A 14,092-nucleotide genomic window follows, 5' to 3' on the forward strand; every position below is an offset into this window, starting at 1 on the left:
TGGATCGCCTGTTCGTTACAGCTGCATCCATTGCATCGGCCGGGTGGCGGGACGGAGCATCCGCCTGTGGTCGCTTTACCCGGGCGCGGCTCAGACGCGACAATGCCATGCTGATCCATTGCCGCGTTCCACGCGCAGGCCGATCGGCGTGCCATCAGCGACCTGCGTCGCGCACGCCAATGCCGGTGCCGTGAACATGGCGCTCCTTCCGACCACACGAGCCCTCGCACCTTATGTCGAAGACACCGAAGATCATCTACACGCTCACCGACGAAGCACCGTATCTGGCCACGCAGTCGCTGCTGCCGATCATCGATGCCTACACCGATACCGCCGGCATCGTGGTCGAAACCCGCGATATCTCGCTGGCTGGCCGCATCCTGTCGCTGTTTCCCGAACACCTGACCGAGGCGCAGAAGATCGCCGACGACCTCGGTGAGTTGGGCGCGCTGGCCACCACGCCGGAAGCCAACATCATCAAGCTGCCCAACATCAGCGCCTCGGTGCCGCAGCTCAAGGCCGCCATCGCCGAACTGCAGGGCCAGGGCTATGCGCTGCCGGCGTATCCGGACACGCCCAAGGACGATGCCGAAAAGGACATCAAGGCGCGCTACGACAAGGTCAAGGGCAGCGCGGTCAATCCGGTGCTGCGCGAGGGCAACTCCGATCGCCGCGCGCCGCTGTCGGTGAAGAACTACGCGCGCAAGCATCCGCACCGCATGGGCAAGTGGAGCAGCGATTCGAAGTCGCACGTGGCGCACATGGACGACGGCGATTTCTTTGGCAGCGAGCAATCCACCACCGTGGCGGCCGCCGGCGCGTTGAAGATCGCGTTCGTCGGTAAGGACGGCAGCAGCAGCGTGTTGAAGGACAAGGTCGCGGTCAAGGCCGGCGAGATCGTCGATGCCGCGGTGCTGAGCAAGCGCGCGCTGGCCAGCTTCATCGACGCGCAGATCGCCGATGCCAAGGCCAAGGATGTGCTGTTCTCGGTGCATCTGAAAGCCACCATGATGAAGGTCTCCGACCCGGTGCTGTTCGGCGTGGTGGTCGGCGAGTTCTACAAGGACACGCTGAGCAAGCATGCCGATGCGCTCGCGTCGGTCGGCTTCGATCCCAATAACGGCATCGGCGACCTGTATGCACGTATCGCCACGCTGCCGGAAGACCAGCAGGCGCAGATCAAGGCCGATATCCAGGCCGAATACGCGCAGCGTCCGGCCCTGGCGATGGTCAACTCCGACAAGGGCATCACCAACCTGCATGTGCCCAGCGACGTGATCGTCGATGCGTCGATGCCGGCAATGATCCGCGACTCCGGTCAGATGTGGAATGCCGAAGGCAAGCTGCAGGACACCAAGGCGGTGATCCCGGATCGCTGCTACGCCGATGTCTATCAGGCGGTGATCGACGACTGCAAGGCGCATGGCGCATTCGATCCGTCCACCATGGGTTCGGTGCCCAACGTCGGCCTGATGGCGCAGAAAGCCGAGGAATACGGCTCGCACGACAAGACCTTCCAGCTTGCCGCCGCCGGCACCGTCAAGGTCACCGACGACACCGGCGCCACCGTGTTCGAACATGCGGTGGAAGCCGGCGACCTGTGGCGCATGTGCCAGGTCAAGGACGCGCCGATCCAGGACTGGGTCAAGCTGGCCGTCGAACGTGCGCGCCTGAGCGAGACGCCTGCGGTGTTCTGGCTGGACAAGGCCCGCGCGCACGATGCGCAGGTCATCGCCAAGGTCGACACCTATCTGAAGGATCACGACACCAACGGCCTGGATATCCGCATCCTGCCGCCGGTGGAAGCGACCACCTTCTCGCTGGAGCGCATCCGCAAGGGCCAGGACACCATTTCGGTCACCGGCAACGTGCTGCGCGATTACCTCACCGACCTGTTCCCGATCCTGGAGCTGGGCACCAGCGCCAAGATGCTGTCGATCGTGCCGCTGATGGCCGGTGGCGGCCTGTTCGAGACCGGTGCCGGTGGCTCGGCGCCCAAGCACGTGCAGCAGTTCGTCGAACAGAACAGCCTGCGCTGGGATTCGCTGGGCGAATTCCTGGCCCTGGCCGCCTCGCTGGAGCATCTGGGCAACCGTTACGACAACCCGTCGGCCACGGTGCTGGCCAAGGCGCTGGACGTGGCCAACGGCCAGTTCCTGGACAACAACAAGTCGCCAGCGCGCAAGGTCGGTGAACTGGACAACCGCGGCAGCCACTTCTATCTGGCGATGTACTGGGCGCAGGCCCTGGCTGCGCAGACCGAGGACACCGCCCTGCAGGCCAAGTTCGCACCGCTGGCCAAGGCGCTGACCGAGAACGAAGCCACCATCGTGGCCGAGCTCAACGGCGCCCAGGGCAAGCCGGTCGAGATCGGCGGCTACTACCACCCCGATCTGGCCAAGGTCAGCGAGGCGATGCGCCCCAGCAAGACCTTCAACGACGTGTTGGCCACGCTGAAGGCCTGATCCGGCGCACCGCCTGTCGGCGGTGTGTGCAGCGATGCGACAGGCAGGGCCCGCCTCGATGAGAGGCGGGCCTTGTCGTTTCCGGCGTGTGCGTGCAACCGCGAGAACGCGGTCGTTGCGTGCCAGGTCTCACGACCTGGCAATGCCCTGACTGCGAGAGCTCCTGCGTCTGGTTGCGAGCGGCCTCGGCATTTGCGCGCCTGTTCGATTGGCCGGTGGTCTTGGCTGCACGTGGCAACATGCGCTGGGTACACTGCGGCCATGAGCCAGCTCCCGTTACCGCCGCAGTCCGAGCGCCGTGCGCTGGCGATCGCCCATGCCGTGTACGACGCCTTCGAGGACTACCACGCCCGGTTTGCCGAGATCACCGCACGCGCCAAACAGCGCTTCGAAACGCGCGACTGGAGCGGCGCACGTGATGACGCGGTGGCGCGGATCGCGCTGTACGACCAGTACATCAGCGAATGCATGCTGCGCCTGCGCGCGGTACTGCTGGGGCAAGCGCATGATCGCGCGCTGTGGATGCGTGCACGCGTGCATTACGCCGCGCTGCTGCGCGGGCTGATCGATCAGGAGTTGTACAAGACCTTCTACAACACCCTGACCCGGCGTTACTTCGGCACCCACGGCGTGGATGCCGATATCGAATTCATCGCGCTGGATATCGAGCCGACCGATGCGATCACCGTGCCGGTGGCGCGGCATACCTACGCGGTCTCGCCCGGCCGGCTGACCGACATGCTGGTGCGCGTGCTCGGCGATTATTCCTTCGACGTGCCGTATGCGCATCGCACCCGCTGCGCGGCGGCGATCGCGGTGCGCCTGCTAGACGATCTCGCGCACTGGGGCGAGCACCCGGTGCGCAGTGTGGAACTGCTGGAGACGGTGTTCTATCGCGAGCGCCGCGCCTACCTGGTGGGCCGGGTGTTCGGCGAACATCGCTTCTCGCCCTGCGTCATCGCCCTGGTCAACGACGCCGCCGGCCTGCGCGCCGAAGCGGTGCTGACCCGGCGCAGCGATGTCGCGCAACTGTTCAGCAACTCGCGCAGTTATTTCCAGGCCGATCTGTCCACCGTCGGCGATGCGGTGGTGTTCTTGCGCAGCCTGCTCACCCACAAGCCGGTCGACGAGCTCTACACGATGCTCGGGCGCGCCAAGCAGGGCAAGACCGAACGCTATCGCACCTTTTTCAGCCATTTCCAGGCACATCCGTCCGAGCAGCTGGTGCATGCCGATGGCACGCCCGGCATGGTCATGGTGGTGTTTACGCTGCCCAGCTATCCGCTGGTGTTCAAGCTGATTCGCGACCGCTTCGCCTATCCCAAGACCATGAGCCGCGCGCAGGTGGAGGGCAAGTACGAGCTGGTGTTCCAGCTCGATCGCATCGGCCGCTTGCTGGACGCGCAGCCGTATCGCTTCCTGCGGTTTCCCAAATCGCGCTTCGCGCCGGCGTTGCTGGACGAGCTGCAGACCAGCTGCGCGACGAGTCTGAGCGAGGATGGGCAGGACGTGCTGATCGCGCTGTGCTACGTGCAGCGCCGCCTGCGCCCGCTCAATCTCTACCTGCGCGAACAGCTGCCCGAAGCCGCGCATGCGGCCGCGCTGGACTACGGCCAGGCAATCAAGGACATGGCGCGCAACAACATCTTTCCCGGCGACATGCTGCTGAAGAACTTCGGCATCACCCGCCATCAGCGCGCGGTGTTCTACGACTACGACGAGCTGTGCCTGATCACCGAATGCACCTTCCGCGACTGGCCAACCGCCACCACCTACGAAGAACAGATGGCCGCCGAGCCCTGGTTCCATGTCGGCCCGCGCGACGTGTTCCCCGAGCGCTTCGCGCTGTTCATGGGCCTGCCGCCCTCGCAGCTGGAAGCGGTCAAGCACCTGCACCCGGAGCTGTTCGACCCGCAATGGTGGCGCGACCTGCAAACCCGGCTGCGCGAGGATGATTATCCGGACACGCCGCCCTACGCGGACTCGCGTCGTCTGGCGTAGCCGCCCGATGCCGACCTGCATGGCATGGGCCATGCGAAGTGCCTGCCCGTACAAACCCCGCACCCACAAAAAAGCCCCGCGGTGCGGGGCTTTTTGTCTCGATGACGCCGACCGGGTCAGCGCTTCATCGAACTGAAGAACTCGTCGTTGGACTTGGTGGTCTTCATCTTGTCCAGCAGGAATTCCATTGCCGCGATTTCGTCCATCGGGTGCAGCAGCTTGCGCAGGATCCAGATCTTCTGCAGCAGCTCCGGCTCGATCAGCAGATCTTCGCGACGCGTGCCCGAGCGGTTGATGTCGATCGCCGGGTACACGCGCTTTTCGGTGATGCGACGGTTCAGGTGCACTTCGCTGTTGCCGGTGCCCTTGAACTCTTCGTAGATCACCTCGTCCATCTTGCTGCCGGTTTCCACCAGCGCCGTGGCGATGATGGTCAGCGAGCCGCCTTCTTCGACGTTACGGGCCGCACCAAAGAAGCGCTTGGGACGGTGCAGGGCATTGGCATCCACACCGCCGGTGAGCACCTTGCCGGAGCTGGGCACCACGTTGTTGTAGGCGCGTGCCAGGCGGGTGATCGAGTCGAGCAGGATCACCACATCCTTCTTGTGCTCGACCAGGCGCTTGGCGCGCTCGATCACCATCTCGGCGACCTGCACGTGACGCGCGGCCGGTTCGTCGAAGGTGGAGGAGATGACCTCGCCGCGCACGGTGCGCTGCATTTCGGTCACTTCTTCCGGGCGCTCGTCGATCAGCAGCACGATCATGTGCACTTCGGGATGATTGCTGGTGATGGCCGTGGCCACCTGCTGCATCATCATCGTCTTGCCGGCCTTGGGCGGGGAGACGATCAGCGCGCGCTGGCCCTTGCCCTGCGGCGCCATCAGATCCAGGATGCGGCCGGTGATGTCCTCGGTGGACCCATCGCCACGCTCCAGCCGGAAGCGCCGACGCGGGAACAGCGGGGTCAGGTTCTCGAACAGCACCTTGTTCTTGCTGGCTTCCAGCGGCTCGCCATTGATGGTGTCGACGATCGACAGCGCGAAATAGCGTTCGCCGTCCTTCGGGAAGCGGATGCGGCCGGACAGGTGATCGCCGGTGCGCAGGTTGAAGCGACGGATCTGGCTGGGCGAGATATAGGTATCGTCCGGGCCGGCCAGGTAGCTGGCTTCTGCGGCACGCAGGAAGCCGAAGCCGTCGGGGAGGATTTCCAGCACGCCGTCGGCGGCAACGCCCTCGCCGTGGCGGGTCAGCACCTTGAGCAGGGCAAAGATCACGTCCTGCTTGCGCGCGCGCGCCACGCCTTCCTGGATGTTGAGCTGATCGGCGATATCCAGCAGCTTCTGCGCCGGCATCCGCTTGAGATCGCTCAGCGAATAGACCGGGAAGCCCTCCGGCACGGCCGGGTGCGGGCGCGCGACGAACGGCTCGTTGCTGCCATCCGACGACGGCATGCCGCCGCCACCTTCGTTGCCGAAGCGGTCGCGCCCACGGTCACGGCGGTTGCGGAAGCGGTCACGGCGGTTGCCCTGCTGGTTCTGGCCCTGGCCTTGCGGGTTCTGGCCGCCATTCTGGCCCTGGTCCTGGCCCTGACTTTGCGCCTGGGGCTGACCCTGGTTCTGGCCCTGGCCCCGGTGTTGTGCCTGATTCTGGTTCTGCTGCTGCTGCGCCTGATTGAAGCGCTGCTGCTGCGTCTGGCCACCCTCGCGGGAGTCGCCATGGGTGTTGTCGTTGCCCTGGTTGCCCTGGTTGCCCTGGCTGGCGCTGGGGGCGTTACCGGCGTAGGAGGCGCCATCGCTGGACGTCTGCGCCGGTGCCGGGTCGGCAGCGTGCGACGGTGCCTGCGGGGCACGTGGGGTCTCGGGTGCGGGGCTGGCGGGCAAGGGCAGGTTGGGCTGCTGCGCGCCACCATCGTCGGTGGCAGCGGCGGTCTTGCTCACGCGCGGCTTGCGCACGCGCTTCTCGACAGGAGCGTCGACGCTGCTCCCGGTATCGGAGGAAGGATGATCGGACAAGTGCGTGATTCCTCGCTAAGAGTGCGAGCGCCCGGCTGGGGGGCGAACTTTAGGTGATGGGAGTCTAGAAGAGGTTTCTAGAGAGGTACGTCGGCGCACGAACGTGCTCCGGATCGACTGACACTATCACCGCTGCGCGCAACCGCGCAAGCGCCTGCCTCAGCAGGATTTAACTGCTGGCGCATCACGGGGCGCCCATCGCTGGACGCCCACTCGCTCAGGCAGCCGCGCCGCCCAGGGTCTTGTCGATCATCTGGGTCAGCTGGCCCTTGCCAACCGCACCGATCTGGGTGGCCTGCACCTGCCCGTCCTTGAACAGCAACAGCATCGGGATCGAGCGCACGTGGTACTTGATGGCCAGGGCGCGGTTCTGGTCCACATTGACCTTGGCAACCTTCAGTCTGCCCTGATATGTATCGGCCAGATCGTCCAGCACCGGGGCGATCATCTTGCAGGGTCCGCACCACTCGGCCCAGAAATCCACCAGTACCGGTTCGCCGGATTGCAGTACAGCTGTATCGAAGTCGGCATCGCCGACATGTTGAACCTTGTCGCTCACGTTGGGTCTCCTGGAAACCAAAACGGCCCGCCCGAACGGGCAGGCCGCTACATTGCGTTAAACTGGGGCATTGCGCGACTGAATCAAGTGTCAGTCCTGAAGCCGCGCTGTCCGCCACAACAGCCGCAGTTTGCGACGCTGTCGGCATCGATGCAAGCCGCGCCCGGGCTGCCCAGGGCGCCTCACGAAGACGGAATAATGAGCGACAAACCGCTGACCGATTTGACTTTTTCCACGTTCGACCTGCATCCGGCGCTGATCACCGGGCTGGAGAGCGCCGGGTTCACCCGCTGTACCCCGATCCAGGCGCTGACCCTGCCGGTCGCGCTGCCGGGCGGCGATGTCGCCGGCCAGGCCCAGACCGGCACCGGCAAGACCCTGGCGTTTCTGGTGGCAGTGATGAACCGCCTGCTGATCCGCCCGGCGCTGGCCGACCGCAAGCCGGAAGACCCGCGCGCGCTGATCCTGGCGCCCACCCGCGAGCTGGCGATCCAGATCCACAAGGATGCGGTCAAGTTCGGCGCCGACCTGGGCCTGCGCTTTGCACTGGTCTACGGCGGGGTGGACTACGACAAGCAGCGCGAGCTGCTGCAGCAGGGCGTGGACGTGATCATCGCCACCCCGGGCCGGCTGATCGACTACGTCAAGCAGCACAAGGTGGTCTCGCTGCACGCCTGCGAGATCTGCGTGCTGGACGAAGCCGACCGCATGTTCGACCTGGGCTTCATCAAGGACATCCGCTTCCTGCTGCGGCGCATGCCCGAGCGCGGCACCCGGCAGACCCTGCTGTTCTCGGCCACGCTCAGTCATCGCGTGCTCGAGCTCGCCTACGAGCACATGAACGAGCCGGAAAAGCTGGTGGTCGAAACCGAGACCATCACCGCCGCACGGGTGCGCCAGCGCATCTATTTCCCGTCCGACGAAGAAAAGCAGACCTTGCTGCTGGGCTTGCTGTCGCGCAGCGAAGGCGCGCGCACCATGGTGTTCGTCAATACCAAGGCGTTCGTCGAGCGCGTGGCGCGCACGCTGGAGCGGCATGGCTACCGGGTCGGCGTGCTGTCGGGCGATGTGCCGCAGAAGAAGCGCGAGTCGCTGCTCAACCGCTTCCAGAAGGGCCAGCTCGAAATCCTGGTCGCCACCGACGTGGCCGCGCGCGGCCTGCATATCGATGGCGTCAAGTACGTCTACAACTACGACCTGCCGTTCGATGCGGAAGATTACGTGCACCGCATCGGCCGCACCGCGCGGCTGGGCGAAGAAGGCGATGCGATCAGCTTCGCCTGCGAGCGCTATGCGATGAGCCTGCCGGACATCGAGGCCTATATCGAGCAGAAGATCCCGGTCGAGCCGGTGACCGCCGAGCTGCTGACGCCGCTGCCGCGCACCCCGCGCGCGCCGATGGAAGGCGAGGAGGCCGATGACGACGCTGGCGACAGCGTGGGTACGATCTTCCGCGAGGCGCGCGAGCAGCGGGCCGCCGAAGAGCAGCGTCGCGGCGGTGGTCGCAGCGGCCCGGGCGGTGCAGCGCGCAGCGGCAGTGGCGGCGGTCGTCGCGACGGCGGCAGTGCCGATGGCAAGCCGCGTCCGCGTCGCAAGCCACGGGTGGAGGGCGAAGCCCCGGCAGTGGCCGCGCCGAGCGAGACGCCGGTGGTTGCCGCCGCGTCGGTCGAGGCACCGTCCACCATCGTGGCCGATGCCGAGCGCGCACCGCGCAAGCGGCGCCGCCGCCGCAATGGCCGCCCGGTCGAAGGGGCCGAGCCGGCAGTGGCCTCCACGCCGGTCGCCGCACCCGCCGCACCGCGCAAGCCCACCCAGGTGGTCGCCAAGCCGGTGCGCAGCGCGGCCAAACCGTCCGGCAGCCCGTCGCTGCTGAGCCGTATCGGTCGTCGCCTGCGTTCGCTGGTGTCGGGCAGCTGATCGCACGCAATGCCAATCGCATCGCCGGGCTCCGGCGATGCGACGCAAGCGCTGGCGCTCCGGCATAATCGCTGGATGACCGTTCTGCGTTTCGACAACGTCAGCAAGCACTACGCCGGTGGCCACCAGGCGCTGACCGATGTCAGCTTCGAAGTGGCCGATGGCGAGATGCTGTTCGTGACCGGCCACTCCGGCGCCGGCAAAAGTACCCTGCTCAAATTGATCCATCTCAGCGAGCGGCCCAGCCAGGGCACGGTGCTGCTGGGCGAGCGCAACCTGCTCAAGGTGCGCGGCCGGCAGATTCCGCTGCATCGTCGTCAGGTGGGTGCGGTCTACCAGGACCATCGCCTGCTCAACGACCGCAGCATCGCCGAGAACGTGGCCTTGCCGTTGATCCTGCGCGGCACCCGCCGTGCCGAGATCGGCAAGCGCGTGCGTTCGGCATTGGAGCGGATCGGGCTGGCCCATCGCGAGAAGGCGCTGCCGTCGCAGTTGTCGGCCGGCGAGCAGCAACGCGTGGGCATTGCCCGCGCCATCGTCGGCGAGCCGCGCCTGCTGGTGGCCGATGAGCCCACCGGCAATCTCGACCCGGCACTGGCTGCCGAAATCATGCAGTTGTTCGCCGAGCTGCCGGCACGCGGTACCAGCGTGCTGGTGGTCAGTCACGATCTGGCCCTGCTCAAGCAGATGCGCAAGCGCGTGCTGATCCTGGACCACGGCCGGTTGGTCGACGACATCTCGCCGCAGGATCTGGCCGAATGAGCAAGCCCGCCAATACCGAAGCCGTCGCCCCCTCGCGGTTCGGCGTGTGGATCGACCACCATCTGCACAGCATCGCCTTCAGCCTGGGGCGGGCCATGCGCAAGCCCTGGGCCACCTTGCTGACCATCGTGGTGATGGCGCTGGCGCTGGCCTTGCCGCTGGGGTTGTCGATCGCGCTGGACAACGTCAAGTTGCTGGCCGGCAGCGTGCAGCAGTCGCGCGAGATCAATCTGTTCCTGAAGGTCGAGATCGGTGCCGAGGCCGCGCAGGCGCTGGCCGGTGAACTGCGTGGCCGCCCGGACGTTGCCCAGGTCACGTTGCGCACGCCGGCGCAGGGGCTGGCCGAGCTGCGCGAGAGCGCCAAGCTCGACGAGGCGATCGACGCACTCGGCGACAACCCGCTGCCCACGCTGTTGATCGTCACGCCCACCGAGACGGCCGACGATGCGCAACTGGCCGGCGCGCTGCAGGCCTTGCCGCAGGCCGATCAGGTGCAGCACGACGCGCTGTGGCGCAAGCGCCTAGATGGCTGGCTGCATTTCGGCGAGCGGCTGGTGCAGGTGCTGTCGGCACTGCTGGGGATCGGCGCGGTGCTGGTGGTCGGCAATACGGTGCGTCTGGATATCCAGTCGCGGCGCGAGGAAATCGGCGTGCTGCAGTTGCTGGGCGCCAGCGATGGCTTCATCCGGCGCCCGTTCCTGTATCTGGGTGCCTGGTACGGGCTCGGTGCCGGCGCCGTGGCGCTGGCGCTGATCGCCGCCTCCGGGCTGGCGCTGCGCGCGCCGTTGGCGGGCCTGGCCGACAGTTACGGCAGCTCCTTTACCCTGCACGGGCTGGATCTGCTGCATTCTGCGATGGTGCTGGTCGGCACCCTGGTCCTGGGCTGGCTGGGCGCCTGGCTGGTGACCGGCCACTTCCTTCGCCAGACCCGTCCCACCGAGACCTGAGGCCTGCCATGCATCCACCAGATCTCAAGCATCTGATCAGCGACGCGCCGCGCGTGATGGTGGTCGATGGCTCCAAGCTGGTGCGCAAGCTGATCGCCGATGTGCTGCAGCGGGATCTGCCCAACGTGCAGGTGATCGGCTGCTCCAGCATCGCCGAGGCGCGCCAGGCGCTGGAAGCCGGTGCGGTGGATCTGGTCACCACCTCGCTGTCGCTGCCCGACGGTGACGGCCTGACGCTGGCGCGCAGCGTGCGCGAGGCGGCCGGCCAGGCCTATGTGCCGGTGATCGTGGTCTCCGGCGACGCGCAGCAGCATCTGGTGGAGCGTCGCTTCACCGAGTACGTCACCGACTACTTCGACAAGGCGCTGGGCCACGAAGCCCTGGCGACCTTCATCCGCGGCTATGTGCAGCCCGAGCCGGTGGTCGGCGCGACCGTGCTGTACATCGAGGACAGCCGTGTGGTGGCCGAGGCGACCAAGCGCATGCTCGAGCGGCAGAGCCTGAAGGTCATCCACGTACTCACCGCCGAGGACGCCTTTGCGCTGCTGACCGCCGAATCGCTGGGCCGCACCGAACGCCGCATCGACGTGGTGCTGACCGACGTCACCCTGAAGGGCGAGCTCAACGGCCGTGACGTGGTCGAGCGCATCCGCATCGATTTCGCCTACGGCAAGCGCCGCCTGCCGGTGCTGGTGATGACCGGCGACACCAATCCGCGCAACCAGTCCGAACTGCTGCGCGCCGGCGCCAACGATCTGGTGCAAAAACCCATCGAAGAACGTCTGCTGGTGACCAAGGTGCTGTTCCAGCTGCGCCTGGCACGGCTCGAGGACCAGGCCGTCACGCTATGACCGACGTGGCTGAAGTGGAAGCGCGTATCCAGCTGGAACCGTCATGGAAGGCGCGGGTGGGCGATTGGCTGCTGCGCCCGGAGATGCAGGCGCTGTCTGCATTCCTGCGCCAGCGCAAGGCGGCCGGGGCGCGGGTGTTCCCGCCGGGTCCGCAGATCTTTGCCGCCTTCGACGCCACCCCGTTCGAGCAGGTCAAGGTGGTGATCCTGGGCCAGGACCCGTATCACGGCGAAGGCCAGGCGCATGGGCTGTGTTTTTCGGTGCTGCCCGGCGTGCCGGTGCCGCCGTCGCTGCTCAACATCTACAAGGAGATCCAGGACGACCTGGGGATTGCGCGGCCGGACCATGGCTATTTGATGCCGTGGGCGCGCCAGGGCGTGCTGCTGCTCAATGCGGTGCTGACGGTGGAGCAGGGCCGGGCCGGCGCGCACCAGAACAAGGGCTGGGAAGGCTTTACCGACCATGTCGTGGAAACCCTCAACCGCGAGCGCGAAGGCCTGGTGTTCCTGCTCTGGGGCAGCTATGCGCAGTCCAAGGGCAAGGTCATCGACCAGGCGCGCCATCGCGTGTTCAAGGCCCCACATCCGTCGCCGTTGTCGGCGCATCGCGGCTTTCTGGGCTGCCAGCACTTTTCCAAGACCAACGAACACCTGCAGCGTCGCGGGCTGGGCCCGATCGACTGGTCGCTGCCGCCGCGCAACACGCTGGACACCACTTCGGCCAGCGGCTGAACGGCGCTGGCGCCGTTGCATTTCGCGACGTGGTTGTCACGGTCTGCGCAGGGCGGCGGTGGTAGCGTAGGGGCCAGAATTCGGAAACTGCGCCGTAGAACGACGGTGATGCCAAAAGCCCGAACGTCCTATAAATGGAACGCTGGGAACTCTTCCTGTACCCGGCAGTCCAATAGTTCGACTGCTAAGATGGTGCCCTATGAACCAGATTACCTCGACTGCCCTTGTGGCAAACAATCTCCCGATTCCCAGTGCGCTCGGTTCGCTGGACGCCTACATCGGTGCCGTGCACCAGATCCCGGTGCTGTCGGTCGATGAGGAACAGAATCTTGCCCGTCGCTTCCGTGACGAGCTGGATCTGGATGCCGCGCGCGAACTGGTCCATTCCCACCTGCGCTTCGTGGTGCACGTCGCTCGCGGCTACAACGGCTACGGCCTGCCGCTGGGCGACCTGATCCAGGAAGGCAATATCGGCCTGATGAAGGCGGTCAAGCGCTTCGACCCGGAAATGGGCGTGCGCCTGGTCAGCTTTGCAGTGCACTGGATCCGTGCCGAGATGCACGAGTTCATCCTGAAGAACTGGCGCATCGTCAAGGTCGCCACGACCAAGGCGCAGCGCAAGCTGTTCTTCAACCTGCGCAAGTCCAAGACCCGCCTGGGCTGGCTCAATGCCTCCGAAGTGACGGCCGTCGCCAAGGACCTGAACGTCTCCGAGCGCGAAGTGATGGAGATGGAGTCGCGTCTGTCCGGTCGCGATATCGGCTTCGATGCCTCGTCTGACGAAGACGACGATCACGGCCCGCCGTCGCCGGTGAGCTACCTGGTGGCCAACGACGAAGATCCGTCGCAGGCCTACGAGCGTCACGACAGCGAAGACAATCAGTTGCAGTTGCTGCGCGAAGGCATGGCCGGTCTGGACACGCGCTCGCGCGACATCGTCAAGCGTCGCTGGCTGGATTCCGACTCCAAGGTGACACTGCAGGAGCTGGCCGACGAGTACGGTGTGTCGGCCGAACGTATCCGCCAGATCGAGGCGAATGCGCTGAAGAAGATGAAGGCGCTGTTCGTGGCCTGATCCTTCGATCATGCCCCAGGTGTTGCACAAACGGCCCGGTCTTCCGGGCCGTTTGCATGTGTGGTGCTGGCGATACGTTGCGTGCGAAGACGCGTGGTGCTTCGTCGTGGTTGTTCGCCGATGATCGACCACGCACTGCGGCCGCCCGCACTACTCCGGCAGGCGCGCCACCGGCAGGTGCCAGCCGTAGCGGATGGCCATGAAACGCAGCCCGAAACAGACCAGCGCGCCGGTCGCCAGCGACCAGGCCTGCGGCACCTCAAGCACGTGCCCGATTGCGACCAGGCCGCCACCGGCCAGCGCGGCGACGGCGTACAGCTCGGCCTGCAGCACCACCGGGGTCCGCGCCACCAGCAGATCGCGGGCGATGCCGCCGCCGATGCCGCTGAGCATGCCCAGCAAGGTCGCGCTGAGCGGGCTGAGCTGGTAGTCGAGTGCCTTGCTGGTGCCGTAGACCGCAAACAGCGCCAGCCCGGCCGCGTCGAACAGCTGCACCGGGTTGCGCAGCCGTTCCACCGCCGCATGCCAGTAGAAACCGGCCACGCCGGCCAGGCAGGCGACCAGCAGGTACTGCGGATGCACCAGCGCCGCTGGCGGGGTGGCGCCGATCAGCACATCGCGCACGATGCCGCCCGACACCGCCGCCGCGCACGACAGCACCAGCACGCCGAACAGATCCAGGCGATTGCGCACCGCCACGGTGGCGCCGCTGAGGGCGAACACGAAGGTGCCGAGCAGATCCAGCAGAAACAGGAGAGTGGCCACGATCAGA

11 protein-coding genes are annotated in these 14,092 nt (G+C 66.2%); 8 read left to right on the forward strand and 3 right to left on the reverse strand.

The features are described 5' to 3' along the window. Window positions 1–233 precede the first annotated feature (233 nt). Window positions 234–2,465 (forward strand): NADP-dependent isocitrate dehydrogenase, encoded by a 2,232-nt coding sequence (locus EO170_RS20015; protein ID WP_126947687.1) that lies wholly within the window; start codon window positions 234–236, stop codon window positions 2,463–2,465. Between the two features lie 261 nt (window positions 2,466–2,726). After that, window positions 2,727–4,466: a bifunctional isocitrate dehydrogenase kinase/phosphatase gene (gene aceK / locus EO170_RS20020; protein ID WP_126947690.1), complete on the forward strand. Its 1,740-nt coding sequence runs from the start codon at window positions 2,727–2,729 to the stop codon at window positions 4,464–4,466. Between the two features lie 116 nt (window positions 4,467–4,582). On the opposite strand, the gene rho is transcribed toward aceK, so the two are convergent. Further along, window positions 4,583–6,478, reverse strand: coding sequence for a transcription termination factor Rho (gene rho, locus EO170_RS20025; RefSeq protein WP_104584097.1), 1,896 nt, complete (start codon window positions 6,476–6,478; stop codon window positions 4,583–4,585). Window positions 6,479–6,695: 217 nt separating this feature from the next. After that, complete coding sequence (gene trxA, locus EO170_RS20035; protein WP_005923050.1) at window positions 6,696–7,037, reverse strand: thioredoxin TrxA; 342 nt, start codon at window positions 7,035–7,037, stop codon at window positions 6,696–6,698. A gap of 198 nt (window positions 7,038–7,235) precedes the next feature. On the opposite strand from trxA, the gene rhlB reads away from it, so the two are divergent. From rhlB to rpoH, 6 genes are all read left to right on the forward strand, one after another. Further along, window positions 7,236–8,954 carry an ATP-dependent RNA helicase RhlB gene (gene rhlB / locus EO170_RS20040; protein ID WP_126947693.1) on the forward strand — a complete coding sequence of 573 codons (1,719 nt, stop codon included), beginning with the start codon at window positions 7,236–7,238 and terminating at the stop codon, window positions 8,952–8,954. A gap of 75 nt (window positions 8,955–9,029) precedes the next feature. After that, window positions 9,030–9,716, forward strand: coding sequence for a cell division ATP-binding protein FtsE (ftsE, locus tag EO170_RS20045; protein ID WP_104584147.1), 687 nt, complete (start codon window positions 9,030–9,032; stop codon window positions 9,714–9,716). Further along, on the forward strand, window positions 9,713–10,663 hold the full coding sequence (ftsX, locus tag EO170_RS20050; protein WP_104650040.1) for a permease-like cell division protein FtsX: 951 nt from the start codon (window positions 9,713–9,715) through the stop codon (window positions 10,661–10,663). The genes ftsE and ftsX overlap by 4 nt, the downstream gene beginning before the upstream one ends. 8 nt (window positions 10,664–10,671) lie before the next feature. Next, window positions 10,672–11,514 (forward strand): response regulator, encoded by an 843-nt coding sequence (locus EO170_RS20055; protein WP_164739090.1) that lies wholly within the window; start codon window positions 10,672–10,674, stop codon window positions 11,512–11,514. A gap of 5 nt (window positions 11,515–11,519) precedes the next feature. Beyond that, window positions 11,520–12,245: a uracil-DNA glycosylase gene (ung, locus tag EO170_RS20060; protein WP_115677953.1), complete on the forward strand. Its 726-nt coding sequence runs from the start codon at window positions 11,520–11,522 to the stop codon at window positions 12,243–12,245. Between the two features lie 199 nt (window positions 12,246–12,444). Next, window positions 12,445–13,320, forward strand: coding sequence for an RNA polymerase sigma factor RpoH (gene rpoH, locus EO170_RS20065; protein ID WP_024938885.1), 876 nt, complete (start codon window positions 12,445–12,447; stop codon window positions 13,318–13,320). A gap of 150 nt (window positions 13,321–13,470) precedes the next feature. On the opposite strand, the gene EO170_RS20070 is transcribed toward rpoH, so the two are convergent. Continuing rightward, complete coding sequence (locus tag EO170_RS20070) at window positions 13,471–14,085, reverse strand: trimeric intracellular cation channel family protein (protein WP_104584094.1); 615 nt, start codon at window positions 14,083–14,085, stop codon at window positions 13,471–13,473. Window positions 14,086–14,092 lie beyond the last annotated feature (7 nt).

Origin of the sequence: Xanthomonas sp. BRIP62409 (assembly GCF_003992965.1) — a bacterium.
GTDB classification, from domain to species: domain Bacteria; phylum Pseudomonadota; class Gammaproteobacteria; order Xanthomonadales; family Xanthomonadaceae; genus Xanthomonas; species Xanthomonas euroxanthea.

What these genes read in the sequence shown, in the direction of transcription:
- ftsE (WP_104584147.1), top strand. Translation starts at nt 9,030, where the DNA reads ATGACCGTTCTGCGTTTCGACAACGTCAGCAAGCACTACGCCGGTGGC.
- EO170_RS20055 (WP_164739090.1), top strand. Translation starts at nt 10,672, where the DNA reads ATGCATCCACCAGATCTCAAGCATCTGATCAGCGACGCGCCGCGCGTG.
- ftsX (WP_104650040.1), top strand. Translation starts at nt 9,713, where the DNA reads ATGAGCAAGCCCGCCAATACCGAAGCCGTCGCCCCCTCGCGGTTCGGC.
- EO170_RS20015 (WP_126947687.1), top strand. Translation starts at nt 234, where the DNA reads ATGTCGAAGACACCGAAGATCATCTACACGCTCACCGACGAAGCACCG.
- rhlB (WP_126947693.1), top strand. Translation starts at nt 7,236, where the DNA reads ATGAGCGACAAACCGCTGACCGATTTGACTTTTTCCACGTTCGACCTG.
- rpoH (WP_024938885.1), top strand. Translation starts at nt 12,445, where the DNA reads ATGAACCAGATTACCTCGACTGCCCTTGTGGCAAACAATCTCCCGATT.
- aceK (WP_126947690.1), top strand. Translation starts at nt 2,727, where the DNA reads ATGAGCCAGCTCCCGTTACCGCCGCAGTCCGAGCGCCGTGCGCTGGCG.